This window comes from Serratia sp. CY82433, assembly GCF_052166535.1.
Taxonomy (GTDB): Bacteria; Pseudomonadota; Gammaproteobacteria; order Enterobacterales; family Enterobacteriaceae; genus Serratia; species Serratia sarumanii.
In genome coordinates this window covers 20951-45996 of the sequence record NZ_JBJNOR010000001.1, presented here as the reverse complement: position 1 = coordinate 45996, position 25046 = coordinate 20951, and the positions used below count along the sequence as shown (strand labels likewise).

Genomic DNA, 25046 nt, shown 5'->3' with positions numbered 1-25046 from the left:
CCTTACGCCATGGCGTTGGGCAAGCGCACGGTCACGCGGTTATTGGCCGTGGGCAGCCGCAGCGGCGCGTCCTGCCAGCTTACCGCGATAACCAATACCGGCGGCGCCGCTACGCGCGGCGCACGCCCGTCGGGCCCCACGCTGTAGGCATCCCATTCAATCACGAATACGCCGCCGTCTTGCGGCTCGACCCGCTCGACAAAAAAGGTGGTGTCCGAACCGCGCCCGCCCGCCGGTTTGTGCGCGTAGGAGAGCAGGCTGAACCACTCGCCGGCGAAGTACAGATGGTACAGACCGTCGACGATATGCTCGCCGCGGAACTGGCAGCCGCCGACGCTCAAGCCGTCACCCGTCGGCGATTCCGCCACGCGTTCGAGATCGCACACCAAGCGATCGGTCGGCCGGTTATCCAGCAACAACTCATAAGGCGGCGCGTGCAGCAGCGCGGCAGGATCGTCCGCATGGCGCAAATCCGCCGGTAACGTCGAGCGCGCCGCCAGCGCGCGGCCACTGGGCAAGGCGATCTCCAGACGATCCGCCGGATCCTCTGCCCACTGCGGCACCCACAGACCGCGCACCTGACGCAGCGGCGTGGCCGCCGCCTGCCGACAGCTCGCCCGCAGCCGCGCCAGCGCCTCGGCGGAACCGCCGGCCACTGCTTCCAGCTCGCGATCGGTCAGCGCAGGCAGTGCGTACATCGCCCGGGCGGCAGGTTCGTACACCGTCAGCCCCTCACCCTCGCGGCTGCGGGTCGGGATCAGGCGCAACCTGCCGCCGTCCACGTCCTGCGGCGCCGCACAGGCGCCATGCACAATCGCTCCGTCGCGCAGCAACAGCGTCCAAAAACTGGGGCCGCCCATGCCCAGCTCCCCCACGCCGCCAATCTGCCGGTCGCTGTCGCCGGCGTGCGTCATTTCAATCGGCTGCGAACGCCAGTCGGTCTTGCGCCACTCTGCGGCCTCCTCGGGGTCTTGCTCGCCTTTTGCGGCGTATTTCGCCCATTGCAGCACGGCGAACAGCGCGATGCACAACGCGCCGAAAATCGGGTAATCCCGCCAAATCAACAGCCAACCGACGATCAAAAAGGCCCAGGCGGCCATGGCGATATCCTTTTTCAAGAGAAAACCGCCTGATTCTAGCGCAGGCGGTTAGCGGGGTTGAAGCCTATGTCATGAATAATTAGCCGTTAAATAGAAAGGCAATAATTTCAGCGTTATTTCTGTGACCATGAAGATCACATAAATAACGCTTCACTGAGTGATTTTAACGTAGAAAAGATAACTCTCTGTATCTCAATGAAATATTTAAACCCGTATTAAAAGGCGAAGAATTAAAGCGGGAAAAAATCGCAATAATTTGTGCATATTCTAAACATTGACTATGTTTAGACATACTCTTTATATGCAGGTAAACATACTGAAAGACAAAAGAGCAAGGCCCTCAAGATAATTAAACCAACCTCGCGCACCGCGTGGGTGAAACACTCTTTACTATAAAAATTCCGAGGATATTTTATCTCCACGGAACGAGTAACTTTGCGTTTTATCAGGCCAATAGGCTACACACCGCAATTAATATCATTATTAGCATTCCGGAGAGCGACAATGAAAATCGTTACAGGCATTATCCTTACCTCTGTGGCCGCCTTCAGCGGCGCGGCTTACGCGGCCGATGCGCAGCCTACCACCGGCAACGCGGAAGTGACGCTGGAACACGTGCACGCCGTGATGGAAAACGGCAGCCCGGCGCCGCAGCACGACGCCGCCTGCAAAAAAGAACTTTCCATGCCGGAATCGAAATATATGGGCATGAAGGTCAAAACCGATTACACCATCAACAGCAGCACCATGATGATGTCGGCCAAATCGATGTTCCCATCGCCAAACGATAAACAGCCGATGGAGCTGACGGTCGATCTCTCCGCGCTGGGCCTGGCGGATGTGTATGCCTTCGGCGCCTTTAAACCGGCCGCGCTGCCGCAGGCCTATATTTATTTCACTATCGACAAGGATTTTAAAAATCCGGTCAGCACCTTTATGGTCATTAACCAAGGCAAGCAATATAACTGCGTGATCTCCAGCTCGAATAAAATGATGAGCGAAGAGATGCGCGGCAAGATGATGAAGAAACAATAACAGAATGAAAAACGGCGCTTCCCTTAACAGGAAGCGCCGTCAGCAAAGCATTAAATCAGACCAGGATTATATTTCTGATTGAATTTCTCTTCCGATTGGAACAGATAAATAATGCCTTCGATAAAGCCGACAATCGCCGGGATCCCCGTCCAGCAGAACAGCAGGTAGAACAGCCCCCACCACTTCATCCCCAGGTAAAACTTGTGAATGCCCAGCCCACCCAGGAAGATGGCCAGCAGGGCCGCCGCGAGCTTGTCTTTTCTGCTCATAGTGCACTTCTCCTTACTTCTCACCGAACCACCGGCATGTCCAAAAAACGGATGCCGCTCCGCAGAGCGCCGCATCGCAATGCTTGAGGTGAAAACATTCACCCATCAAGGCTCAACAGGGGTAATTATAACAGTGATTAATTAAACGGTTGTTTAACCGGCGAAACGGTAGACAAATGGGAGATCGCATTGATTTGACTATGCGCTTTCCCTCCGTACTATCCCTGAGGCATAAGTTATTAACAGCGCCATATTTAATCCGCTGCAAAAAAGAGTGACAGGAAAATTGCACTCTCTGTTGGCAATCGGAATTTAGTATTTAATTCAATTAATTATCCGATTAACAGCCATCACCCTACCGTACACCAGGGTTCGCCTATTTGAACCAATGGCGTCAAAGCCGGTGTGACAAGTGAGCATCTAATGGGCCAGGCCGCTCAGCCATTACATATTTATCGCCCCTATCGCCCGACGCATCGTCCTTCATACGGCGTTGTATTTCGCCAATCGGTTTACCTCATTTCCATCATTCATTTTGATGTCAACTAAGTCTGCTTTATACAAGCGTCTTTGCCGTCCATCCTGCACAGTGCAGGAGCGGCCATCGCAACTCTCAAATTTTCAATGTCTCAATGACCATTCTTAGGGCGGGGGATACATTGCGATGGGGATAATAAAGAAATAACCCTTCCATTCGCAGGCTGTAACGCTGTAATACCCTGATTAGCACCCCACGCTCTAAATCATCGGCAACCAACTCGACAGGAACATAGGCCAGCCCCAGGCCCAGCCGCGCGGCTTCTGCCTCCATATAGCTGTCAGATAAGGCCCATTGCCCTTCCGGCCGATGAGTGATTTTTTTATCATCCTGATGGAGTTCCCACTGGTATAGGTTGCCGTCGGCAAGCTGATAGGCGATACAGGGATGTGTCTTTAAATCCGCAGGATTTTGTGGAAAACCGTAACGACGAAAATGTTCAGGAGTCCCCACAATCGCCATCTCCATATCGGGCGTAATACGCACCGCGACCATGCCCTGGCCTACTTCAGGCCCAAGACGGACACCTGCATCGAATCTTTCCTCGATAATATCGACGAACCGGCTCTCGTTCATGAGTTCGAGCCTGATATCAGGATAGCGCTGTTTAAATACCGCAAGCTTTGGCAGCAGGCATTTATCAATCGCGTGCTGGCTGGCATTGATGCGGACCGTGCCGGAAGGGGTCTCACGATAATGCGCCAGTGTCGCAAGCCCAAGATCTAAGGTATCAAATCCGGACTCCGTTTTCTGATAGAGCTGCTCACCCGCTTGCGTCAGCGATAGCTTACGCGTGGTGCGCACCAGTAGCTGGACACCTAACCTTTCTTCAAGCTCGCGAACAGAACGGCTTATCCCCGATTGAGCCAGGCCAAGCCTGTGAGCCGCAGCGGTAAAACTACCTTCCCGTACTACCTGCATAAACAGGTAAAGCTCGTTGTAGTTCTCCCTTTTTGCCATTGATTTACTCCCCCAAGAATGACGCCAGTCTCAGCATTAATTTATAACAATATGGTATTAATCTTAGCAATTATCTCCCTCTAATCAGCATTAATTCTGCTCACTATAATGAGCCCATCAAAACAAAGCACAGCAGCGTTGTCCGTAGGAAACCTGTCTCTCTATCTTGTTTTTCATGGGGATTTTTATGAAAGCTTTCACCCGAACGCTAAAAACCGCAATGCCTGCCATGCTGTTATTCGCATCATTAAGTGGAGTCACGACAATGAGTTATGCTGATTCAGTCAATCCGAATGCTCCTGTTTCGATGATCGATAAATGGGACAAGACGTTTGCCGAGAGCCAGAAAGTCGATCATCGTAAGGTCTCGTTTCAGAATCGATATGGGATCACCTTAGTGGGCGACCTTTATCTCCCCAAAGATCGTGGCGATCGCAAGCTGGCGGCGATTGCCGTCAGCGGGCCTTTTGGCGCGGTGAAGGAGCAATCCAGCGGCCTGTATGCGCAAACGCTGGCGGAACAGGGATTTGTTACCCTGGCGTTCGACCCTTCTTATACGGGGGAAAGCGGCGGCTATCCGCGTAACGTCGCCTCGCCGGATATCAACACGGAAGATTTCAGCGCGGCGGTAGATTTCTTGGGGCTGCAAAAAGAGGTGGATCGCAACCGTATTGGGCTGCTCGGCATTTGCGGCTGGGGCGGCATGGCGTTAAACGATGCCGCGATGGATACCCGCGTCAAAGCGGTGGCCACCAGCGTGATGTACGACATGAGCCGGGCGATGGGCCATGGCGTAGGTGATGGCAAAGACCGTTATTCGACCGCCGACCGTCGTGCCGTTCTGCAGTATCTGAATGAACAACGCTGGAAGGATGCGGAAAGCGGAACGTTCGCACGAGGTGGCCATGATATTAACGTCGACAGCAATGGCAAGGTCAGCGCGGGTGAGCGCATTCTGCCAGAAACCCTGCCGGCCGATCCGCATCCGGTGCTGAAGGAGTTCTTTGATTACTACCGCATGCCGCGCGGTTTCCACGAACGCTCCGTTAACTCGACCGGGGCGTGGACGGCAACGATGCCGCTGTCGTTTATGAATATGCCGCTGCTGAGCTACGCCAGCGAAATTACTATCCCGACGCTTATCGTGACCGGTGAAAAAGCCCATTCACGCTATTTTGCCGAAGATGCTTATAAGGCGGTCGGCAGTAAAGAAAAAGAGCTGGTGATTGTCCCCGGTGCAAATCATGTGGACCTGTACGACAATGTGGCCGGTAAAATACCTTTCGCTAAGTTCGAACAATTTTTCAAAGCCAATCTGAAATAGCCCCTCTACTGACAACCTTAAAAGCCGCCTGTCTACGCGGGTGGCTTTTATTCTGACTTCCGTGAAATCTGACTATGTCTGCACTTAGCCAAACACCATCACCGAATAATCAGCCCGCTTACTGGAGCGGCATTTTTGCCATGACCCTGTGCGTCTTTGTGCTGATTGCATCGGAATTTATGCCCGTCAGCCTGCTTACGCCGATTGCCCGTGATTTAGACGTGACGGAGGGGCTGGCGGGACAGGGAATTGCCATCTCCGGCGCGCTGGCCGTTCTGACCAGCCTGACGCTTTCGACGTTGGCTGGAAATGTGAATCGCAAGTACTTACTGCTGGGGATGACGATTCTGATGGCCGTGTCGGGGCTCGTTATCGCACTGGCTTCCAACTATCTGATGTATATGGCAGGCCGCGCGATGATAGGTATTGCGATCGGTGGATTCTGGTCGATGTCTGCGGCAACGGCAATTCGTCTGGTGCCACAGCATCAGGTTACGCGTGCGCTGGCTATTTTCAACGCCGGCAATGCGCTGGCGACGGTAGTGGCAGCGCCGCTGGGTAGCTATCTTGGAGCGACCATCGGATGGCGAGGCGCTTTCTTGTGCCTGGTCCCCGTCGCGGCCGCTGCCTTTATCTGGCAGTGCGTGAGTCTGCCGGGTATGAACGGCAATAATAACCCTGCGTCACGCGGATCCGTATTGCGCCTGCTCAGTCGCCCTGTTGTCTCCATTAGCATGCTGGCTTGTGGCCTGTTCTTTATGGGGCAGTTTGCGTTATTTACCTATGTGCGTCCGTTTCTGGAGTTGGTGACGCGGGTTGATTTCTCTGGCTTGTCGCTAATTTTACTGGTTATCGGTGTGGCCGGTTTTATTGGCACGCTGGTTGTCCCGGCATTCCTCAATAGGAAATTCTATCTAACGCTGATGGCCATTCCTGGGCTGATGGCTGTCATTGCCATCGCCCTGATTCTTGCCGGGCATAACGTTTGGGCTGTCTCGTTGCTGTTAGGCCTCTGGGGCATGCTGGCAACCGCCGCGCCAACGGGATGGTGGACATGGATTACACGCACGCTGCCCGAGGATGCGGAAGCCGGAGGCGGCCTGATGGTTGCGGTGATTCAGCTCTCGATTGCCCTTGGTTCAACGGCAGGTGGCATGATGTTTGACAGCCTGGGATGGCGAAGTACTTTTGGCTTGAGTGGCTTATTACTTCTTGGTGCGGTAGCGATGGCGTTTCTTACGTCCCGTCAAAATAGCAATACGTACTAGCGTAATCAGTTTGTTCAAACGAGCTCTCAGCCATGGCAGTGAAAGCTAGCCGAAAATTCAAGACCGAACAGAAGTACGCGCGCGACGGACTTTACCGGACAATAAACCAATCGATTCATTGTAATTCAAAGCGTTTAGGGATAATCAAGGATGTGGTAGGAAGAGATGAGGGTGCCGATGACAGGAGTAAAAAACATCTTCAACCAATTTTTTTAATAAACTTATTTTTGCAAGGGAATCTAACCACACACCAATATGAATCCCTGATGTTGCTATATGCATTCTGAGCACTACTACTATAGGCCGTGTAACAAGTGAGCATCTAATGGGCAAGGCATGCCCTGCCCTACAGGGCGACGCATCATTCTTTACACGGCGCTATATTTCGGCAATCAGCCCGCTTCATTTCCATTATTCATTTTGATATCAGCAAAATCTGATTTTATACAAGCCGCTTCATCGTCCACTGGCATATTGTCAAGGTCATCAACTCCGTCGTTCTTTGAAGAAATATCTCTTTTTAGCTTATAAAATAAAGCTTCAATATTAACTTGCTCTTGACCCTTCACCGCCACCAATTCCAACGTTTTATTTATTGCCGCGTCACAACTCAGAGCACTTATCAATACACGGGCTATTTGTTTACGAGATATCACACCATCTTCAGGCGTTCCAGCATGGCGTCGGTCTCCCTGAAGCATGACGAGTTTGTGTTCATCATCATTGTTGTAATCAAACCAGCCGGGCCTGACGATGGTATAGGGGTGACCGCTAGCCCTGACCAGACGTTCAGCACGTCTTTTCCAGTCATGAACCTCAGTACGTTGATTCCATGTACTGAGCCGCTCGGTGACACCAATTGTTGTCATTAAAGCAATGCGAACAGGTACATCCTTCAACACTTTCAGGATATTACGCACGCCGCCATAATCTATCGCTCTAGCCCCAATGCGCCCCTGGCCATCGGAACCGAGAGTAAAAATGACTGCCTCAACATCTTTCGGTAAATCTACCAATGTCTCAGGCATTGAAACATCACCGTAAAAAACATCAGTTTCACGAGGAAGCAATTTTACTTTTCTCTTGTTTCTGACCAGCGCTACGGGCTGATGGCCCATTTCAATGGCGGTATTCACGACATGAAGACCAACACTTCCTGTCGCGCCTGCAATGAGTACTTTCATGATAAACCTTCTGATAATTCAGACTTATTTTCGATACAGTCAGAATATCAATTTTCATTATTTCCAGTAATGGGGCTAAAATGATTGTGTCTATGAACACCCTTCATAAATGCGCTTTGAAGGGAATGCTTCCATAAGGAAATCGCCAATGCTCAAAGAAAATTTCAACGAACTGCAAATCTTTCTTGTGGTAGCGAGGGAGCGAAGTTTTACCAAAGCAGCGGGTAAGCTGGGCGTTTCCCAGTCTGCACTCAGCCACGCGATGAAGGCACTGGAGGAAAGGCTGAATATCCGCCTTCTGACCCGCACGACCAGAAGCGTAGCCCCTACAGAAGCCGGCGAGAGGATTATTGCCTGCCTTGAACCGCGTATTGCCGATCTTGAACAGGAGCTGGAATCGCTTGTTCAACTGAACGGCACTGCCTCCGGCAATATCCGTTTATCTGCCGGAGAGCATGCCGCGCGAAGTCTGGTATGGCCGAAGTTAAAACCCTTCCTCAGGGAATATCCGGAAATTAATCTCGAACTGGTGGTTGATAACGGCTTTGTCGATATTGTTGAGAGGCGTTTCGATGCCGGGATCCGTCTGGGTGAAAGCGTGGATAAAGATATGATTGCGGTGAGAATTGGGCCGGACATGAGAATGGCCGTAGTGGGAGCACCATCTTATTTCGCTGCAAATCCTGCACCTGAAACGCCGCACGAGCTACAAAATCATCGGTGCATCAATATGCGCCTGCCAACAGCCGGTGGACTTTACCATTGGGAGTTTGAGAAGGATGGGAAACCGTTACGAGTCAGAGTGGAAGGCCAGGTCACGTTTAATCTGCAGGCGGAAAGGATTGATGCGGCGTTATCCGGTTTTGGCATTGCCTGCATACCTGAGGACAGGGTGCAGGATTATATAAAGTCAGGAGAGCTTATTCAGGTTCTGCAGGACTGGTGTCCATCTTTCCCCGGATACTATCTTTACTACCCGAGCCGTAAGCAGCATCCGCCCGCGTTTGCACTGATGATCGATGCACTTCGCTACTCGGAATAACGAGTCCGCCATTCACTGCAGACCCGTCCGGGCAATTAACGGCCTACGCGAGCCTGGGGCTCAGGAGAGTAATGTTCGCCGACAATTTTAATCGTTTCAAGCGCGGAGACTTCAAGTCCGGATTTACCCAGATAACGTTTTTGCATTGAATGAATACCTCCTTATTGCGACTTAAACATCAAGTTTGCGGCCAGTCAGCCATTCCACCATCGCGGGGTCGCGGTGAGAAAAGAAGGCGCTGGTTGCGGTATCGAGTGCGGCGATCTGCAGCATATCTTCAGAACTGAGTTCAAAATCGAGAATGTTGATGTTCTCTTCCATACGTTCTTTCCGCACTGATTTCGCCAGCGAAATGATGCCTCGCTGGAAGATCCACCGCAGCACCACCTGGCCAACACTTTTGCCGTACTTCTGACCAATCGCTGTTAACACGGGATGCTGGAACAGGCCATTTTTACCTTCTGCAAACGGTGCCCAGGCCTCCGGCTGAATGCCACGGCTTTGCATCCATGGAACGGCATGCAGTTGCTGGTTAAAGGGGTTAACTTCAATTTGGTTTACCGCAGGGGCAACGTTGTTGAAGGCGATAAGATCGGCCAGTCTGTCAGGATGGAAGTTGCTGACACCAATGGCGCGAATTTTGCCTGCCTGTTGCAATTCTTCCATGGCCCGCCACGCCCCATGGACATCACCGTAAGGCTGGTGAATCAGGTACAGGTCAACGTAATCGAGTTGAAGTCGATTCAGAGAGCGTTCGAACTGTGCTTTAGCGCCTTCGTAGTTAGTATCCTGCAGCCACAGTTTGGTTGTAACAAAGAGTTCGTTACGGGCGATACCGATCTGTTTCAGCGCATTCCCGACCTGGGTTTCATTCTGGTAAGACGCGGCGGTATCGATCAGACGGTATCCCGTATCGATGGCATCAATAACGGCTCTTTCGCATTCAGCGGCATCAGACATCTGAAACACACCAAAGCCCAGCAGGGGCATTTCAATACCGTTGTTCAGTTTTACAGTTTGCATGACGTTATCCTTCATCTGTTGTGTTGGAAAAGCATAACTCAAAGTGATTTATTCGATTAGGTGGGATAATTAGCTAGGGTTTATTAGACGTACTCATTAATTTAGAGGAGGCTGACGGCCGACTTTATGCCAGGATTAGGCTACTTTATTTTTTATAAAGCTGATGTTTGTATTGAGCCCTCATGATTGAGGGCTCAATACTATCTAGCTCTACTGCAGTTTTTTCTCTTTCAGAAACTGACTCACCAAATCAGCAATCTGCACATTATTTAAATCGGAGAATGGGAAGTGGGTATTACCTTTTATCCCTACTTCAGGTAGATGCGTCACAGTGACATCCCCGCCATGTTTGTTCACCGCGTCACGCCATTCACGAGCCATCGCCAGACGTACGCGCCAGCTGTCCTGCGCGGGCATGGCTACCGGTTTATCCGGTATGTTATCGCCGTAAATAATCAGAATCGGGATTTTGGTCAGTGCCATAAATTGCTCCATTGGCACAGGCTCACCCTTCAGTGTGTCGAACGCGCTTGGCATAGGGGCTGGGAGTTCCTTCTCCGGGAAGACAAAGCTGCTGCCTGGCTCGAAGGCGACAATGGCTTTGACCTTGTCGTTTTTCATCGCCGTGTACCAGCCTGGTCCACCACCCTGAGAGTGGGTGAAGATGACAGCCGGGCCGGATTTATCTACGACGGCGGACATCGCATCAGAGATAACATTGATATCAAACGGCCCGGTATTCGGGGTCATCTGACGGAAATACTGGTTCAACGCTTCTTTGTCGTGAGAGAACTGAACGCCTTTAAAATACTCCGGCCACACGCCAACGCGGAACTGGTTGAACCACATCTGTTCATCCGGTTTAGGCGTAACGGTACCTTCTACAGTCGTGCGCCCGGCGCTGCCCCGACGTGGCTGATCGACAAGATAAGTTGAGAATCCACGCCGCAGGAAGATGTTCTGGAAACCTTCACGACCATCCGGAGTGCTCTCCCAGGTACGGGAGAACTGACCTGCGCCGTGCAGCATCAGGATAGGGTATTTATGCGGATTTTCCGGGATTTGGTAAAACACAGAAGCATGATCGCCATGGTAGGTTTGGCCAGCAGAATCCAGCGGCTTTTTTGCGTCAAATGTTCCTGGTGCGGTGATGATAGTGCCACCAGCAGAAAAGCTTCCCTGTTCCTGAATGACCAACGGCTCAGCGTATACCGACTGCGCCACCAGGCCACCCGCCATCACGCAGATGGCCAGCGTTTTTAAGATTGTCTTCAAGATTACATCCTCTGTTATGTTTGCCGTTCAATCATATCTGAGTTGTCAGCGATAATTATTTAGCACCCCTGATTGCCCTTATTTGGCAGACTCATGAATGCACACGATTAATTGCGTATGGTATCTAACCAACGGGTGACCGTTTCAGTCGTTCTTCGCTCCTGGTCACATTCAATGACCAGCGGTTTTTCCCGGCGAGCTGTTGGGGCGAGACTGGCAAGGATGTCGTCGCTGTCTCCTTTACCATAGCCACCATGAGTAATGAAGGGGATGAGTAGTTTGCCCGCAAGGTTGTGGCTGCTGAGAAATGCTTGCACGACAGGCGGCACGCTGGTCCCCCAGATCGGAAAGCCTAAATACACGGTCTCGTAGCGTGAGATATCTGCGACGCTATTTTTCAATGCGGGTTTGACTCCTCGCTCACGCTCATTTTTCGCCTGTTCAACGGTCTGAAAATAGTCTTCCGGATAAGGTGTTGCCGGTTCAATTTCAAATAGGTCGGTGTTCAGGCTACGGTGAATGACGCCCGCAATCACCCGTGTATTTCCGCTGCGAGAAAAGTACGCCACCAGAATTCGACTTTTACCCTGCACGTTTGCGTTTCCGGTGGCAGCTGTCGCCAGGGAGACGTTCGCCAGCGTGAGCCCGGCAAGTGCGGTGATCAACATTCTGCGGTTGGGATCATGCTCCATTACTAACTCCTAATTGTTAGCGAGCGCCTGCTGCAGCGCCTTTTCAGCTCGCGTAGCCGCATCATTTTCGCCATGTTCACGCAGAACCTGTGCCAACTGGCGCAGCTGCGCTGCCGTCAGGCCAACCCGTATGCTTGCTCGCGTATGCGATAACAGCTGGGCCTCAACGCCTGGTGTGGCGGCCAATGCGCCAACCGTTGCCAGCTCGCGGCTTTGCCAGTCGAGGTTATCGCGGGCGAAAATGTCCCCGAACAGATGCGTTTGCAGGAACTGGTTAATCACCGGTGCAAAATCAAACAGTGGGCCCTGGACGGGAGCGCCTGAGATTTTCGTCTGGTTTGCGGTACCGACACGGCGAAGTTCATCCCCGACAGGAATCGGGGCAGCGGGGTCTTTCCCCTCAAGGTCTTGGATGCCACGTTGTTTACGTGCTTCGACGACCTTCATCAATTCACTAAGCGCATTCAGGCTACGGGGGAATCCCGTGTAGGCATAAAGCTGGACGAGAATCTCTTTGGTTTCGTTTATCGTGAGCCCGGCGTCAAGTCCTTGGTTCAGTGCGGTATTCAGCTTATCCATCTGGCTGCTGGCCATCGATGCCGCAATCAACGGGATGGCCTGTTGGCGGGCTGACAGCGTAGCTGAAACCGTTTGTTCGTGGTTCATTTCCGAGGCTCCTTTATTGGCGGGCGCAGCATGTGCCGTGAGACCAAAACCAAAGGTCAGCAGTACCGCTGCCGCTAATGCCTTAATGAGCGTGGTATTGTTCATCTGTCACTTTCTCCATCCAGTTAACGCTTTTGCCATCCACAATCCCGGTTATCGCCAGATGCGTCATCGCACTGCCGGGTGCCGCCCCGTGCCAGTGTTTGACGCCCGCCGGGCAATAAACAACGTCGCCAGCGCGGATAACCTGCACCGGCTGGCCTGCTTGTTGCGTTAGCCCAACACCCGAGGTCACAATCAGCCGCTGACCCGCCGGATGCGTATGCCAGGCGGAACGAGCACCAGGTTCAAAGGTGACATAAGCCCCGGAAACATTGATGTCGTTATCCGGTTTGAAGAGAGGATCAACCCGGACGCGACCGGTAAAGTTCTCGGCTGGCCCGTACACCGCGTTCTGACTTCCAGCGGGGGCGATATGGACAGCGGGATTTTGCTCCGCTGCCCAGGATGAAAATGTGAAGAGGGGCAGTAACACCCCGAGGTAACGTAAATGTCCGATCATGCAAAGCGTCCTTATCAATGTAGAGGGAATTGCCTGCGATGATTTTATCGAGGGCGTAATGACGTCAGGCTGACGCCCCCCTGACAATTCTGTCAGTTAACCCTGGCCCCGGCTCAGTGTCGGGGTAAGCATTGCCCGCCGCTTTACCCGCTTGCATCGCAAAGGTGAGGCCAAATGTATTGATGCCACCTTCACTACGGGCAAAGACATCCCCTCGGTGCATAATGGCGACGGCACGCACGATCGACAGGCCCAGCCCATGATGGGTATCACTCCTGGCTCGGGAGGTGTCAACGCGATAGAACCGCTCGAAAAGCCGATGTAAGTGTTCTGGGGTTATCGGATCGCCAGGGTTAGAAACCTCAACACAGGCTTGATGGTTTTTTTCGCTTACCCGCACCGTAACCGTGCTATTGGAGGGTGAGTGTCTTGCGCTATTTTCCAGTAAATTAGCCAGTGAACGGTGGAACAGTCGCCGGTCGATGTGCGCGGTGACATCGCCTTCCACATCCAGAGAAAGCTGTTTTTCAGCAAAAGAGGGTTCAACATACTCCGCTGTTTTCAGAGTTTCTTCTCGCAGGGAGACCTGCATAAGCTGAGAAGCATGTTCACCCGCGTGGGCATGGGACAAAAACAGCATGTCGTTAACTATCGACGTCATGCGTTCAAGCTCTTCCAAATTGGAACCTAATAACTCTTCCAGTTCATCTTGCGAACGTCGGCGCGAGAGGCCCAGTTGCGTCTGGCCGATAAGGTTGGTCAACGGTGTACGGAGTTCATGTGCAACATCGGCGTTAAAGCTGTCGAGCTGTCGCCAGGCGATTTCCTGACGCGCTAACACGCCATTAAATGATGATGCCAGTTGCTGCAGTTCTTTGGGTAAAGCGCGGGTATTCAGGCGCTGGCCATGGTCCCCGGGTGCGAGATGCCGAGCCTGTTTACTGAGAGCACCAACGGGACGAAGACCGATCCTTGAGACAATGTATCCCAGTAAGGCGACAATCACTACGCCCAGTGCGGTAATGATCAGCAATGTACGCGTGAACGCATCGAGTGTGCCCATGTACGGCGTGGAGTCGATGGCAACCACAAAACGCAGTTCAGGCCTTTCACCGTTCGCGGGGATGGTGTTCACTAACAGGAACAGCGAGCATGCACCGTCCGATGCGCCGGGCACTTTATTAAAGCCTTCCTGCAAAGACGACCACTGAACCCCCACCGGTGGTGTTCCCCCCATGCTAAAGCGCGGGTTATCACTCACTATCCAGTAGCGAACACGCTCACCTTCAGAATTGGTTAATACAGTGAATTTATTGGCAAGCAGTGACCAACCGTCAGCCGAGACTCGTGCGGTGATCCACGGACTCATTAATGATTCCCGGAACAACAGCTCGTTGTGCATCTGCTTTTGCAAAGAGTCATGCAAGGAGCTTCTGAGCAGGATACCGATAACGGACACAATCAGCAGCGCGGATAAGGCAAACATCAGCGCCAGGTGAACGGAGATGGAACGCTTAAGCATGCTTGCCCCCTTCATTATTCAGACCGGACTTCGAGGACATATCCCATGCCACGAACGGTATGTAACAGTTTGATATCGAAAGGAGTATCAACTTTGGCTCGAAGACGTTTAATGGCAACTTCAACCACGTTGGCATCGCTATCAAAATTCATGTCCCATATCTGCTCCGCAATCATCATCTTTGACAGAATCTCCCCCTGATGTCGGGCCAAAAGGCTCAGCAGGGAAAACTCTTTTGCGGTCAGCTCCAGTCTCGTTCCTGCACGAAAAACCCGGCGAGCCAGTAAGTCGAGATGCAGATCGTGAATTTGCAACTGGGTGATGTCTGCACCGTCCGTCGCGCGGCGACGCACCAGCGCCTGGATGCGCGCCACCAGTTCAATGAGAGAAAAGGGTTTAGGGAGATAATCATCCGCGCCAAGACGAAGTCCTTTGACGCGCTCGTCGACCGATCCCCGCGCAGAAAGCATCAGCACCGGCGTCTGTTTGGCTGCTCGCACCCCCTCAAGAACCCGATAGCCATCCATCCCCGGCAGCATCACATCCAGTATTATCGCGTCGTAGTCGAACTCCAGCGCGTAATGAAGACCTTCGGCACCATCTGCAGAGACATCAACCATAAATCCGGACTCACTCAACGCACGGTTGAGATAGGTTGACGTTTTTTCTTCATCTTCGACTAACAACAGGCGCATAACGGGACTTCCTCTTAACTTTTCATCGGTGCTTCAACATCTGAATAAACCTGCACGGCATCCGGTAATCGAGAGCATTTTGCCTCTTGATCACCAACAGTAAGCTGACGACTTACTGACAAAAATGTTATTTCCCTGTCACGATGCTGACAGCCCTCCCCTTCTAATCTGAGCCTGCAAATTTGATTCCGCGAGCTTGCTTAAGCAGGCTGATACTCATCGGGAGATGACCATGAAACTCACTCTTATAAGTGCAATACTGCTAACGGCAATGGCTGGAGTTACCACAGTCAATGCGGCTGATTACAAAAAAAACCCATTCACACTGGCCTATGACGGAGCCATCACTGAGAACGTCAAAGGCAAGGTCAACATTCATCCAGTGAAATACGATCTGCATGGCATCCAGATTGCTGCGAATGTCTATACCCCTGCTAACTACGATCCCGCCAAAAAATATCCTGCGGTGGTGGTTGCACATCCTAATGGGGGCGTAAAAGAACAGGTCGCCGGGTTGTATGCCCAGCGTCTCGCCGAACAGGGCTACGTCACGATTACCGCCGATGCGGCTTATCAGGGCGCTAGCGGTGGTGTGCCTCGCAGCGTAGATAAACCTGCTAATCGCATTGAGGATATCCACGGCATGGCTGACTACATCAGCCAGTATCCTGGTGTGGATACCGCCCGCCTTGGTCTGCTGGGTATTTGCGGAGGCGGCGGGTATTCACTTGTTGCGGCCGAAACTGACAAACGGTTCAAATCGATTGCAACCATCAGCATGTTTAATTCAGGCCTTGTGCGCCGCAACGGTATGCAGGATTCGCAGCGGGACACTATCCAGCAGCGTCTTCAGCAGGCTTCTGACGCACGTGCTCAGGAAGCAGCCGGAGGCGAAGTGCTTTACTCCGGCGATGCCAACCTGACTGATGAACAGATTGCTAAATTACCTTTTGCCTTATATCGCCAGGGCTACGAGTACTACTGGAAAACTCACGCCCACCCGAACTCCACGTTTAAATACACCACCAGCAGCCTGTTGGATTTAATGAGCTTTGACGTAACGGACCATATCAATCTCATCAATAAACCGCTGCTGATGATTGCAGGTACAAAAGCGGATACGCTCTATATGACTGAAGATGCGTTCGCGAAAGCCACCGGTACGAAGGACAAAGAATTCTTCCTGATCGATGGCGCTACTCATATCGAGACGTATTGGGTGCCTAAATACGTTGATCAGGCAATGCAAAAGTTAGACGTCTTCTTCGATAAAAATATTTAGTCCGTTTCTGACGATACCCCGGCCAGCCTGACAGGCTGGCCGTTTCAAGAACTTGAGCAATGATTATTCAGGTATGCATCTAAGACTAACGAAGTCGGGAAGAAAGATAATTGCGTTCACTGAATAGCCTCTATGAATGAAATTCATAAACCCAACATAGGGAGTGCGTAATGGTTATTTTTTTATCTGAATGGTAAGCGCTATCAAGGTGCTGGCTGCTGTAAATACTGCAATGATCCATCCCATCGTCCAGGGTGAGCCATCGCTGAACAGAGCCAGCAGCAGTGAAGAGATGATGCCACTGCCGTATTGAAATGCTCCCATTAATGCCGACGCTGAACCTGCAACATTAGGCACTGCGTCAAGTGCGCAAGCGGTGGATGTTGCCGCGATGATGCCATTCATGGAGAAGAACACGAACACAGCCCCGACAATCAAGAATAATCCACCTACGCCCAGACCGGTTGTGACTGCCAGCACTAATGCCGCAATAGTAGCGATGAATACGGCATTCTTGAGTAGCATTTCCAGGGGATAGCGGTGAACCAGGCGTCTGTTGACCATACTCACCACCATTAATCCGACAATGTTGATGGCAAATAGCCAACCGTAATGTTGCGGATCAACACCAAAGTACGTGATGTACACAAACGGGGAGCCCGTGATAAAGGCATAGGCCGCGACGTAATAGAAGGTCAGGCACAGAGTAAACCGCATGTATCTGGTGTTGGTTAGCAAGGTAAAGTAGTTTTTAAAGGCTTTGGTTACGGAGGTTTGCGAGCGTTTCTCAGCAGGTAATGTCTCCGGCAACCAGAATAAAGACATCAGCATCAATGCTCCGATAATCGCCAGTAACCAGAAAATGGTGTGCCATGAGGTGACTTTAATCATTTGTCCGCCAATTAGGGGACCAGCAATCGGCGCGATAGCCATAATAATCATCAGGGTCGATAACATTTGCGCAGCGCGAGTGCGGCTAAACAAGTCACGTATCATTGCACGAGCCAGCATCGGACCGGTACAGGCACCTAATGCCTGAAAAACACGCCAGAAAATAATTTGCCCGATATCGGTTGATAACGCGCAGCCCATGGAGCCTATAACGAATAACCCCATTCCTATGAACAGTGGCAGACGTCGTCCGAAGCGATCGCTAACTGGCCCCCAAATCAGTTGAGCCAGGCAAAAACCAATCAAGAAACCGGTAATTGTCAACTCTGCATTACCCCGCAAGTCTTTAGCCATAAGGGGCATAGCCGGTAAATAGATATCTGTTGACAAGGACGTTACAGCCATTAATGCACTGAGTGTGATAACAAAAATCATCCCTGACGTTTTCTTTGAGTATTGCAATGCGTTGCTCATGGGGTTCCACATGTATGGTATTCATGTGGAATATATTACAGCCCCGGATGTGAATAATAATGAGCTGCTTAAGGATAGAGTTTATGAGCGCTGCTCATGAATAGCGCCCCCTCACGGCCTGAGGCAAAAGTTGCAGCCTATTGCGGAAAATACGCTCATTAATGAGCGTATTTATCCTGGCCGTTGCTTTTTCATTTTAGGCAGCCCCCTTTCAACACCTCTTCCGAACGCTGCGCAGGTCACATTGGGGTTGTAGAGAGACAGCCCCAATCCATCACTGATATGTGTAAGGTGAGGGATTAGTTTGCCATTACAGACTTGTAAATTATTAAGTCGCATGTGTATAGAAATTCAAGACCGAACAGAAGTACGCGCGCGCCGGATTTTACCGGACAACAAACCAATCGATTCATTGTAATTCAAAGCGTTTGGGGATAATTAAGGATGTGGTAGGAAGAGAGTATGGTGCCGATAATAGGAGTTAATTTAAACAATTAAATGATTGATATTATATAATTTATTTTTCACAAAAACATTAAATACCCGGATAGATACCCATCAAATAGGTTTCAATCCCTATACGGGAGCGAAACCTACTTACACGCCTTATTCGCCGCCAGTAATTCCCGCTCATACCCTATCCGCTGATGACGCTCAGCGCGCAACGCTCGCATCTGGGCGTCGATAGGTGCACCGATCGGCAGCTGGTCAACAGCGAACGCCGGGCGCGCAACATCCGCCGTTTTGCATGGCACGGCCACCGGCACTTTCACTTCAACGTAGGACGGCGCCGGTGGCGGCGCGCTCGAGCAGCCGGCCAATGCAAGGGCGGAAACCATGAACAGATTCTTCATTGTGCACGCTCCCGGCGCAGCTCAGCGTCGAAAGCGGCCGATGCGGCGGCGCACGTTTCGCCAGTGGTTCGCTCGGCCATAACTGCGTTAGCCCTCTCATAGTCGCCCTGCGCCTCCCTGCGGGCTTTTTCCTGATCTGCCTGGGCCTTGGCTTCCATCTCTTCCTGTTTACGCTGCAGCTCCGTTATGCCTGCGTTCTGGCTAGCGATCGTCGCAGCCTGTTGCCGGCCAGTATCCTTACACTGCGTCAGCGCCTCGTTGAGACGGTCAATCGTCGGCTGATAGTGACGACCAGCCATCCAGGCACCAGCGCCGACAACGGCCGCCAGCGCCAGCAAGATCGCCACCGCAGATGTTATTTTGCCAGACATAGCGCGCGCTCCTTGTCACGGCGGATCACCAGGCCATTGAGCTTTACGCCACCGGCATACACCCAGCGCGGGAACTGCTCGCAGGCGGCCACCGTTTCACCCTGGCGGAACAGCCGGAACATCGTCGACTTCTGCATTGCCGGGCATCCAACGTTAAACGTGATGCTTACCACCGCATCGAAGGCGCCCTGCTGCAGTTTGTCACCGGCGGCATAGTTGGTAACGCAGCTCTCCGCCGCCAGGATGTTCTTTTGCCAGTCCGCGGCGATCTGCTGATCAGTTTTGCGCACGCCTGGATTAACGCCGTGCGTATTTCCAACGCCGTCAGTCCACACATCAGCCGGGCATTTGTAAGGGTCACGTCGGCAACCCTCTGCATTACCGATCAATTCCAGGCCGGCGCGGCTAGTTTTTACCTCACCGCTCGAAAGCACCAGGCCGATGATCACCATCACAGAACAGACGGCGCCGGCGGCGCCCGTCTTTTTAGATAAATTCACGCTTCATTCTCCCCACCAGGTAGCGGCGTATAAAGGTCCGCTTCGTCCATCGAGTTACCAGCGCGCCCGTTGCGCTTACCCAAGTAGTCTTCATAAAGCTCGGTGCGGCGCTCTTCTTGCTTCCGCTTCGCCCTGGCATCAATGCGCCCCAGCACAAACGAAAGCACAGAAACAAACACACCAATTGCGCCAAATGCGATATAAATCAGATCCTGCGTCGTTATGCCGGCCGCAGAGGCAATCGCGGCCAACCAGGCGAAAAACTGAGTTACGATATTTACCGGTTGCTGATCATTCATTTTCATGCCCCACCCCTTGGGGTTTTATGCTGCACCCAAAGAAGATTTAAGCGCGCGCTCGCCCTCCTCAAGAGGATTGCCAACACCGCTATAGATGAAGTCAAAGGTCCGTTTCCATCCCGACGTAACGCCGCCGACGGAGAACGTGTACCAGACAGTTGCGCTTGTCCCAGCCATGCGCTCGAGTGCGATCACCTCATACGTAACGTCCGTGTCCTCGGTTCCTCCAGGGATTTCCAGCAACAAATCTGGGTATGACGTATTTACCTGAAGCTTTTTCCTGATAACGAATGACATTATTCCCCCTTAAACTATTGTTCCGTTGAATACGTAATAAGCGCCAAATCCAAACACGCCATGCAATAATGACCCACTGGTCTGCGAACCTGTCCGCTTGTAAAAAGATTTCGCATCAACTGTTGGAGCTAACTGTTGTGATAACAGCGTGGTGTTGAAGTTTTCATACTCAACACGCATTGAAACAAACTTACCCACCAAATCCGGGGGAAGGTTTGTATACGTATTTTCAGCAGGCAATATATAATCACCCGGAATAACTACCGAGTTTAGATTGCATGATGGCAACTGTGTTACAGCACCGAGTCGAACACCCATTACGGCGCCCCTCCTAAAATCACATTGTTGTAGTACGAATAACGCGGAATATTTACACTCCCGAAGTAACAGACAATTTCTGACTTAACCGATGGTGATGTTAATGTTAAGTCACCCGTACCATAGCTAATAATTCCGGTGAAACTTGCGGATGAAACATTACTAAAACCACACACGCCATTAGGGTTTACATACATGTTTGATAGCGTTATGGACGACTCGACTTCAACGTTTGACAATTTAAATCCGTATGCATAACTCATTGTCAACGATTTTATATTGCAGTTAGACATTTTCAGCGGGCAAAAATTTTCGTTACCGCCACTAAAGCTGATATCTGTGAAAGTGCTGTTAGACGCCACCACGGTGCATGCAGTATTCCCCGCCGCTACCTTAATGCCGCCAGAGTTCGGAAATTTGATATTTTCAAGTATTGCGCCTGTGTAACGGCCGCCGTAATACACATCGTCATAACCCAGTTGATAACCATTGGCGCCGTCTGCATGCAGGTATCCGCCGCGCGCAGTAAATGGTCCGGCGGTATAGTCAAACCCTGGCTCGGAGTCCTGCCCCATGTACCGAACGCCAACGGTGCCAGCGGCAAGCCGCTTCTTGAAGCCACCATTAACTACCGCCGGGACGCCCGCTGCGCGATCAGTTTCGTGGTGGCTATTGATTATGTGGATCGGCGATGAGTCACCACTGACGATAACGTCAGCTACAGAATGATAATTGTCTTCGAAGTGGAAGTTTTCTATTCTGATGAAGTTGCTGTTATCGGAACCTGTTGCCGAATATAGAATATGCAACGGGGCATAGGTTTGATATTTTATGTCAACATTCTTCGCTGATTGATAATCACCAATGTTAGGGCTCATACGGCCGCACTGTAGCAAAACGCAATCGCGAAGTGCAGAATCCCACATCAGATCGCATATAATCCCGCCACCATATGGCTGGTAGACAACAACCTTGTTAACTTCGCTCTTTGGGCCGTAGAAGCTATAGATGCCGTGACATTTACCATGACGGCTATTGTCTCGGTTGAGGACTCGGATATTTAGGTCATCAACCTTAACCGTTCCAAACCACTGTTTCACTGGTACAGGAACGCGTCTCTCAGATAGATTTGTCGGAGCAGCATGTATTACGCCGAAATCACGCCATGTGTTATCGTTTTGGTCTGCGCAGCCGTGGAAAACAATTTGCGTCCCTGTATACGGGTTAGTTAACCCGTCCTCATTCTTCTTGTAGACCCCCTTAAGAATAAGCGGCCATGTCCCCTTATAAGTTCCATCCCCGTTATAAAGGCCAAGCTCAGGGTGGCGGGCGTGAATCAGGTCACCAATTGCAGGCCCACCGAAAAACGGCCTGTAAATATCGATAACCCCACCTGGAAGCCGCATCTCAGGCGAGAAGCCGAGGCGGAATACGTTCATTTGGGCTTGAAAATATGCCTCATCCCAATCGCCAAACTTGTCATAATAAAATTCAAGGTGTTGTACATTGCGAAAAATATTAGTGAACTGGTGGCCAATGGTTGCAATTGGGTAAGTCTTTTCAATGTCAAAACCAACCAGCCCCGCCCCGCCGGTGCTGGCAAGTTTTAACGCAAGATCGGCAGTATCAGTCATCGAAAATACGGGGGTTGGTCTACCCTCTTCGGTATAGCCCTGGAGTGAATGGCCACGCGTTTCAGCATCAGGCATCGCAGCTACGTTTTCAGGGAATCGCAATACCCGCTGAAGATTGGTTTTCCCTGTTTCATCAACGTAATTTTTGGTTGCCGCATCTGAACCATTAACCGGATTGCCGAGGTTTTCGATTCGGAACCCTTTCGCATTGAATGGGCCGCCAAGCAACGGACGTGTCAGTGCAAGTCCGAGATAAATAAACGCCTGCTGAATCGCCATCCATAAGCGATCAAAATCCTTGTTTACGGTATCAGCCAGCAGATCGCCGTTGTCTTGGTAGTCGGTCAGCCGGTAGGTGGGGATCACTCGTTCAAGCATAACGGTAACGCCGTTCGCCGGCGGAGTCAGGAATGAAACCTCGCCGCCATCCACGTTGCCAACGCCGGAAATCGTATAACCGGAGGTGATCACCGATCCATTGAGGGAAACGGCTAAATCACCGACATTCAGCAGGTAGAACTCGTAGGGGAAAACGGTTGTCAGGCCGTTGGCCGTGTAAATGTTGTATGGGGTCTGGTTAGGTACCGACATAAGGCAGCCTCGGTTTTAATAGTCCACTGCGACCTCATGATCGCCATCGTATGGCTGCCAATGTTCCCGCGTCTGCACATTCGAAATCTTGACTAACTTACCGATGCGCACCGGGGTCTGACCAATAGCGCCGGCGCCAGAGTCGATGTAGTCGTCGTCTTGATTGGTAAGCTCCGGGTTGAAGTCCCTCATTTGGTCGTACATCGGGCCATCCAGCACGTCGACATGTGCCCATAGGAACTTGGACGACAGCGGAGCCTCGAACGCATCAAGAATGCGCTTCTGCTTGTTGGTAATGGAGAACTCCTCCGACACGCCGCACCCGGTGCCTTTCAGCGCCTGCCGCAGCAGCTTCGGCGCAAAACCACCAGGGCCGTTGACTTCGACGACTACCCGGGGGATTTGGTATTTCACCACCAGGTCTCGGATTTGGATAACCTGACCACCGATGATTTTGTCGTGCTCGTCGAAATCGGCCAGATCGCCGATCAGCCCTTCACACTTATGCCAGTACAGGTGCCCGCGGGCATCGGTCAGCATGATGGTGAAGGCGCTGGCGTCGGATTTGATCTTACCAAGCGCCACGTCCCAATAGGCTACCGCCCCGACAATCTGCGTACTGCCCAACCACATCGAGCAGCCGCCGTTAGCGAAGCGCACCTCAGGCTCGACAGCGTACGCGCGGATACGATCGGGGTTAAGGCGAACGTCGCCCACCGGCTTGCTGTGCAGCTGGTATTGGCTATCCCACGCGTTTATCGTGCGGGTCTTCTTCCGCCGCTTCTCCATTTCCTCACGGTCGAAGCGCTCCGGCCATTCGCAATCGGCGTAACAATCGACCAGCACGTCAGGCGGCGCGGCAAATTCGATACCAGTTTCTGTGAGGCGATAATCTTTCCCTTCGACCAGCAGGCGTGCGCCTTTATGGATGCCTGTGAAAACGTACTCCGGCGGGAACGGCAGACGATAAGCCTTCTTCGTGGCTTTCTCCGCCTCAATACGGTGCTCCTTGTTGAATAGCTTGATGGTGAGGCAGTCGGCGCCCATCTGTTCGAGCTCGTCGTAAAGGCTATCGTGCGTGTGCGGGGTGCCAATGTAGAGCGTGCGGCCGCCTGGTACCAGTATGTGCGTCTGCTCTTCCAGACGGTAGCGCAGCTTTTCGCGAGCCTCCGGCGTCTGAATATTTTTCGGCACTTCCACGTCGTCATTCTGGCACTCGTCGGCGCGCGCCGAGGTGACGTTCGACAGGATCCCTTTGGCGTACATGCTGGCGTTACGGCTATCCTCAGCACCGTTAACCCACCACTGTTCAACGGTACCAAGGCCATCAGGCAACATGCCAACAGTCAAAGGGTGATTGCGCAAAACATTCAGTGTATCGCGGCTCGTTTTGTACGCGGTGCCGTCAGACTCGGACTGGTGTAGAATGCGGTATGTGCGATCGCGGTAATAGCGCCAAGCGTTATAGACCGCCAGGATGGTCGATTTGCCGAAACCGCGGAAGCAGCGCAGCACCGCCAGATCGCCACGATGCTCAAGCCAGTGCACGGCGCGCCAGTGGCAGTCTGGCACGTCCCAACGCATACGCTCGGACCACATGAGAAAGAACGCCGGGAATGAAACCATCAGCCGACTTTCGCTTTGCTAAGGGCGCGGTCGACAATGCGCTGTGCTTCTTTCTCCGCTTTGGCGATCTGTTTATTCGCTTCCGCTTCTGCGTTGCTGGCAGGATCCGCCGGCGCACCGCCCCGGGCGTGCATCCCAATCAGCGAATGTAACTTAACCAACAGAGTCAGCGTTGCGGCCGCGTTTTTCTTCTCCCAGTACCGGTCGCCGCGTTCTTCCTGCGTAAAGTCCTTTTGCGCCTTGCCTGCGCCCGGCCAGTTGTCGGGATTGGATTCAGTGATCGCAACATCGGTCAGCTTGTCGCATAACGCCGTCAGGCGGGTTTTGTAATCTTCGTGCATAAAATAGCCCCATCAGTATGATAGGGCTATTCTGTTTGTGAAGCGGATTCGAAATCCTGAGTGTTTAACCTGTGGGAGAAATACTGTGCGAAAGCTTATTTACTTAACTCCTTTATTTTCGCCAAATGCTCCAACTTCCTACGTTTCCACCATAAAGATATCAACGAATGTTTTTCATCTTCAGTTTTATCTAATACCACGGGGCGGCTAATAGCGATAAAACTTATAACCGTAGTGCACATTACCAGCCCGCTGACTAGTGCCGTTTTTTCGTTATACCAGTGACGCGTGAAAAAACCTATAAGGTAAAGTACCCACACGCCCCCCGAAAAAACTAGCGCATTCAGAGCTAAGCCCAGCACGCGCCACCCGCCTAATAGTCTATATTTTGCTTCCCAGTAGCTCATTCTTCG

General features: G+C 51.9%; 27 protein-coding genes. 5 read left to right on the top strand and 22 right to left on the bottom strand.

Going from position 1 to position 25046, the window contains the following annotated elements:
- Nucleotides 1-2: 2 nt before the first annotated feature.
- Nucleotides 3-1118 carry a hypothetical protein gene (locus ACJ8PI_RS00240; RefSeq protein WP_239509783.1) on the bottom strand — a complete coding sequence of 372 codons (1116 nt, stop codon included), beginning with the start codon at nucleotides 1116-1118 and terminating at the stop codon, nucleotides 3-5.
- A 486-nt stretch (nucleotides 1119-1604) separates the two neighbouring features.
- Here ACJ8PI_RS00240 and ACJ8PI_RS00235 point away from each other — a divergent pair, with 486 nt between their 5' ends.
- Entirely contained in the window at nucleotides 1605-2135 is a 531-nt protein-coding gene (locus ACJ8PI_RS00235; protein WP_039567038.1) for a hypothetical protein, read from the top strand.
- A gap of 50 nt (nucleotides 2136-2185) precedes the next feature.
- Here ACJ8PI_RS00235 and ACJ8PI_RS00230 read toward each other — a convergent pair whose 3' ends face one another.
- Nucleotides 2186-2404 (bottom strand): TM2 domain-containing protein, encoded by a 219-nt coding sequence (locus tag ACJ8PI_RS00230; RefSeq protein WP_015376761.1) that lies wholly within the window; start codon nucleotides 2402-2404, stop codon nucleotides 2186-2188.
- 613 nt (nucleotides 2405-3017) lie between these two features.
- Nucleotides 3018-3902, bottom strand: a complete 885-nt coding sequence (locus tag ACJ8PI_RS00225) for a LysR family transcriptional regulator (protein ID WP_164134464.1) — start codon at nucleotides 3900-3902, stop codon at nucleotides 3018-3020.
- A gap of 187 nt (nucleotides 3903-4089) precedes the next feature.
- Here ACJ8PI_RS00225 and ACJ8PI_RS00220 point away from each other — a divergent pair, with 187 nt between their 5' ends.
- Together ACJ8PI_RS00220 and ACJ8PI_RS00215 are read left to right on the top strand one after the other, a co-directional pair.
- Nucleotides 4090-5226: an alpha/beta hydrolase gene (locus ACJ8PI_RS00220; protein WP_204350483.1), complete on the top strand. Its 1137-nt coding sequence runs from the start codon at nucleotides 4090-4092 to the stop codon at nucleotides 5224-5226.
- Between the two features lie 140 nt (nucleotides 5227-5366).
- Entirely contained in the window at nucleotides 5367-6494 is a 1128-nt protein-coding gene (locus ACJ8PI_RS00215; protein WP_060439049.1) for an MFS transporter, read from the top strand.
- Nucleotides 6495-6886: 392 nt separating this feature from the next.
- Here ACJ8PI_RS00215 and ACJ8PI_RS00210 read toward each other — a convergent pair whose 3' ends face one another.
- Nucleotides 6887-7678 (bottom strand): SDR family oxidoreductase, encoded by a 792-nt coding sequence (locus tag ACJ8PI_RS00210; protein WP_049235141.1) that lies wholly within the window; start codon nucleotides 7676-7678, stop codon nucleotides 6887-6889.
- Between the two features lie 148 nt (nucleotides 7679-7826).
- On the opposite strand from ACJ8PI_RS00210, the gene ACJ8PI_RS00205 reads away from it, so the two are divergent.
- Nucleotides 7827-8720 carry a LysR family transcriptional regulator gene (locus ACJ8PI_RS00205; protein WP_049196473.1) on the top strand — a complete coding sequence of 298 codons (894 nt, stop codon included), beginning with the start codon at nucleotides 7827-7829 and terminating at the stop codon, nucleotides 8718-8720.
- Between the two features lie 171 nt (nucleotides 8721-8891).
- Here the strand turns inward: ACJ8PI_RS00205 and ACJ8PI_RS00200 are convergent, their stop codons facing one another.
- From ACJ8PI_RS00200 to ACJ8PI_RS00170, 7 genes are all read right to left on the bottom strand, one after another.
- Entirely contained in the window at nucleotides 8892-9743 is an 852-nt protein-coding gene (locus tag ACJ8PI_RS00200; RefSeq protein ID WP_041033513.1) for an aldo/keto reductase, read from the bottom strand.
- Between the two features lie 210 nt (nucleotides 9744-9953).
- Entirely contained in the window at nucleotides 9954-11018 is a 1065-nt protein-coding gene (locus tag ACJ8PI_RS00195; protein ID WP_164134465.1) for an alpha/beta hydrolase, read from the bottom strand.
- A gap of 107 nt (nucleotides 11019-11125) precedes the next feature.
- A complete protein-coding gene (locus ACJ8PI_RS00190; protein ID WP_049235139.1) occupies nucleotides 11126-11710 on the bottom strand; it encodes a flavodoxin in 585 nt (194 codons plus the stop codon).
- 9 nt (nucleotides 11711-11719) lie between these two features.
- Nucleotides 11720-12481 carry a carboxymuconolactone decarboxylase family protein gene (locus ACJ8PI_RS00185; RefSeq protein ID WP_164134466.1) on the bottom strand — a complete coding sequence of 254 codons (762 nt, stop codon included), beginning with the start codon at nucleotides 12479-12481 and terminating at the stop codon, nucleotides 11720-11722.
- Nucleotides 12459-12938, bottom strand: coding sequence for a (R)-mandelonitrile lyase (locus ACJ8PI_RS00180; protein WP_049196482.1), 480 nt, complete (start codon nucleotides 12936-12938; stop codon nucleotides 12459-12461). Before ACJ8PI_RS00180 ends, ACJ8PI_RS00185 begins: the two co-directional genes overlap by 23 nt.
- Before the next feature lie 64 nt (nucleotides 12939-13002).
- On the bottom strand, nucleotides 13003-14460 hold the full coding sequence (locus ACJ8PI_RS00175) for a heavy metal sensor histidine kinase (protein WP_164134467.1): 1458 nt from the start codon (nucleotides 14458-14460) through the stop codon (nucleotides 13003-13005).
- A gap of 14 nt (nucleotides 14461-14474) precedes the next feature.
- Nucleotides 14475-15155, bottom strand: a complete 681-nt coding sequence (locus tag ACJ8PI_RS00170) for a heavy metal response regulator transcription factor (RefSeq protein ID WP_049235136.1) — start codon at nucleotides 15153-15155, stop codon at nucleotides 14475-14477.
- A 271-nt stretch (nucleotides 15156-15426) separates the two neighbouring features.
- On the opposite strand from ACJ8PI_RS00170, the gene ACJ8PI_RS00165 reads away from it, so the two are divergent.
- Nucleotides 15427-16437, top strand: coding sequence for an alpha/beta hydrolase (locus tag ACJ8PI_RS00165; protein WP_399573473.1), 1011 nt, complete (start codon nucleotides 15427-15429; stop codon nucleotides 16435-16437).
- A 174-nt stretch (nucleotides 16438-16611) separates the two neighbouring features.
- On the opposite strand, the gene ACJ8PI_RS00160 is transcribed toward ACJ8PI_RS00165, so the two are convergent.
- From ACJ8PI_RS00160 to ACJ8PI_RS00110, 11 genes are all read right to left on the bottom strand, one after another.
- A complete protein-coding gene (locus ACJ8PI_RS00160; protein WP_239509784.1) occupies nucleotides 16612-17802 on the bottom strand; it encodes a multidrug effflux MFS transporter in 1191 nt (396 codons plus the stop codon).
- Between the two features lie 593 nt (nucleotides 17803-18395).
- On the bottom strand, nucleotides 18396-18656 hold the full coding sequence (locus ACJ8PI_RS00155; protein ID WP_442528077.1) for a hypothetical protein: 261 nt from the start codon (nucleotides 18654-18656) through the stop codon (nucleotides 18396-18398).
- Complete coding sequence (locus ACJ8PI_RS00150) at nucleotides 18653-19027, bottom strand: hypothetical protein (RefSeq protein WP_442528076.1); 375 nt, start codon at nucleotides 19025-19027, stop codon at nucleotides 18653-18655. The genes ACJ8PI_RS00155 and ACJ8PI_RS00150 overlap by 4 nt, the downstream gene beginning before the upstream one ends.
- Nucleotides 19012-19479 carry a lysozyme gene (locus ACJ8PI_RS00145; RefSeq protein WP_442528117.1) on the bottom strand — a complete coding sequence of 156 codons (468 nt, stop codon included), beginning with the start codon at nucleotides 19477-19479 and terminating at the stop codon, nucleotides 19012-19014. The genes ACJ8PI_RS00150 and ACJ8PI_RS00145 overlap by 16 nt, the downstream gene beginning before the upstream one ends.
- A gap of 44 nt (nucleotides 19480-19523) precedes the next feature.
- Nucleotides 19524-19832 (bottom strand): hypothetical protein, encoded by a 309-nt coding sequence (locus ACJ8PI_RS00140; protein ID WP_442528075.1) that lies wholly within the window; start codon nucleotides 19830-19832, stop codon nucleotides 19524-19526.
- A gap of 18 nt (nucleotides 19833-19850) precedes the next feature.
- Nucleotides 19851-20123: a hypothetical protein gene (locus ACJ8PI_RS00135; protein ID WP_442528074.1), complete on the bottom strand. Its 273-nt coding sequence runs from the start codon at nucleotides 20121-20123 to the stop codon at nucleotides 19851-19853.
- A gap of 9 nt (nucleotides 20124-20132) precedes the next feature.
- Nucleotides 20133-20441 (bottom strand): hypothetical protein, encoded by a 309-nt coding sequence (locus ACJ8PI_RS00130; protein ID WP_442528073.1) that lies wholly within the window; start codon nucleotides 20439-20441, stop codon nucleotides 20133-20135.
- Nucleotides 20441-22666: a phage tail fiber domain-containing protein gene (locus tag ACJ8PI_RS00125; protein ID WP_442528072.1), complete on the bottom strand. Its 2226-nt coding sequence runs from the start codon at nucleotides 22664-22666 to the stop codon at nucleotides 20441-20443. Before ACJ8PI_RS00125 ends, ACJ8PI_RS00130 begins: the two co-directional genes overlap by 1 nt.
- A 15-nt stretch (nucleotides 22667-22681) precedes the next feature.
- Nucleotides 22682-24292: a phage terminase large subunit gene (gene terL, locus ACJ8PI_RS00120; RefSeq protein ID WP_442528071.1), complete on the bottom strand. Its 1611-nt coding sequence runs from the start codon at nucleotides 24290-24292 to the stop codon at nucleotides 22682-22684.
- On the bottom strand, nucleotides 24292-24633 hold the full coding sequence (locus ACJ8PI_RS00115) for a hypothetical protein (protein ID WP_342184462.1): 342 nt from the start codon (nucleotides 24631-24633) through the stop codon (nucleotides 24292-24294). Before ACJ8PI_RS00115 ends, terL begins: the two co-directional genes overlap by 1 nt.
- 95 nt (nucleotides 24634-24728) lie before the next feature.
- Nucleotides 24729-25040 carry a hypothetical protein gene (locus ACJ8PI_RS00110; RefSeq protein ID WP_442528070.1) on the bottom strand — a complete coding sequence of 104 codons (312 nt, stop codon included), beginning with the start codon at nucleotides 25038-25040 and terminating at the stop codon, nucleotides 24729-24731.
- Between the last annotated feature and the right edge of the window lie 6 nt (nucleotides 25041-25046).

Bases quoted from the DNA above. Each gene is read 5' to 3' on its own strand.
- ACJ8PI_RS00225 (WP_164134464.1), bottom strand. From the start codon at position 3,902: ATGGCAAAAAGGGAGAACTACAACGAGCTTTACCTGTTTATGCAGGTA.
- ACJ8PI_RS00200 (WP_041033513.1), bottom strand. From the start codon at position 9,743: ATGCAAACTGTAAAACTGAACAACGGTATTGAAATGCCCCTGCTGGGC.
- ACJ8PI_RS00235 (WP_039567038.1), top strand. From the start codon at position 1,605: ATGAAAATCGTTACAGGCATTATCCTTACCTCTGTGGCCGCCTTCAGC.
- ACJ8PI_RS00215 (WP_060439049.1), top strand. From the start codon at position 5,367: ATGACCCTGTGCGTCTTTGTGCTGATTGCATCGGAATTTATGCCCGTC.
- ACJ8PI_RS00185 (WP_164134466.1), bottom strand. From the start codon at position 12,481: ATGAACAATACCACGCTCATTAAGGCATTAGCGGCAGCGGTACTGCTG.
- ACJ8PI_RS00165 (WP_399573473.1), top strand. From the start codon at position 15,427: ATGGCTGGAGTTACCACAGTCAATGCGGCTGATTACAAAAAAAACCCA.
- ACJ8PI_RS00115 (WP_342184462.1), bottom strand. From the start codon at position 24,633: ATGCACGAAGATTACAAAACCCGCCTGACGGCGTTATGCGACAAGCTG.
- ACJ8PI_RS00205 (WP_049196473.1), top strand. From the start codon at position 7,827: ATGCTCAAAGAAAATTTCAACGAACTGCAAATCTTTCTTGTGGTAGCG.
- ACJ8PI_RS00230 (WP_015376761.1), bottom strand. From the start codon at position 2,404: ATGAGCAGAAAAGACAAGCTCGCGGCGGCCCTGCTGGCCATCTTCCTG.
- ACJ8PI_RS00125 (WP_442528072.1), bottom strand. From the start codon at position 22,666: ATGTCGGTACCTAACCAGACCCCATACAACATTTACACGGCCAACGGC.
- ACJ8PI_RS00160 (WP_239509784.1), bottom strand. From the start codon at position 17,802: ATGAGCAACGCATTGCAATACTCAAAGAAAACGTCAGGGATGATTTTT.
- ACJ8PI_RS00210 (WP_049235141.1), bottom strand. From the start codon at position 7,678: ATGAAAGTACTCATTGCAGGCGCGACAGGAAGTGTTGGTCTTCATGTC.
- ACJ8PI_RS00190 (WP_049235139.1), bottom strand. From the start codon at position 11,710: ATGGAGCATGATCCCAACCGCAGAATGTTGATCACCGCACTTGCCGGG.
- terL (WP_442528071.1), bottom strand. From the start codon at position 24,292: ATGGTTTCATTCCCGGCGTTCTTTCTCATGTGGTCCGAGCGTATGCGT.
- ACJ8PI_RS00150 (WP_442528076.1), bottom strand. From the start codon at position 19,027: ATGTCTGGCAAAATAACATCTGCGGTGGCGATCTTGCTGGCGCTGGCG.
- ACJ8PI_RS00220 (WP_204350483.1), top strand. From the start codon at position 4,090: ATGAAAGCTTTCACCCGAACGCTAAAAACCGCAATGCCTGCCATGCTG.
- ACJ8PI_RS00135 (WP_442528074.1), bottom strand. From the start codon at position 20,123: ATGTCATTCGTTATCAGGAAAAAGCTTCAGGTAAATACGTCATACCCA.
- ACJ8PI_RS00180 (WP_049196482.1), bottom strand. From the start codon at position 12,938: ATGATCGGACATTTACGTTACCTCGGGGTGTTACTGCCCCTCTTCACA.
- ACJ8PI_RS00175 (WP_164134467.1), bottom strand. From the start codon at position 14,460: ATGCTTAAGCGTTCCATCTCCGTTCACCTGGCGCTGATGTTTGCCTTA.
- ACJ8PI_RS00155 (WP_442528077.1), bottom strand. From the start codon at position 18,656: ATGAAGAATCTGTTCATGGTTTCCGCCCTTGCATTGGCCGGCTGCTCG.
- ACJ8PI_RS00170 (WP_049235136.1), bottom strand. From the start codon at position 15,155: ATGCGCCTGTTGTTAGTCGAAGATGAAGAAAAAACGTCAACCTATCTC.
- ACJ8PI_RS00130 (WP_442528073.1), bottom strand. From the start codon at position 20,441: ATGGGTGTTCGACTCGGTGCTGTAACACAGTTGCCATCATGCAATCTA.
- ACJ8PI_RS00145 (WP_442528117.1), bottom strand. From the start codon at position 19,479: ATGGTGATCATCGGCCTGGTGCTTTCGAGCGGTGAGGTAAAAACTAGC.
- ACJ8PI_RS00140 (WP_442528075.1), bottom strand. From the start codon at position 19,832: ATGAAAATGAATGATCAGCAACCGGTAAATATCGTAACTCAGTTTTTC.
- ACJ8PI_RS00110 (WP_442528070.1), bottom strand. From the start codon at position 25,040: ATGAGCTACTGGGAAGCAAAATATAGACTATTAGGCGGGTGGCGCGTG.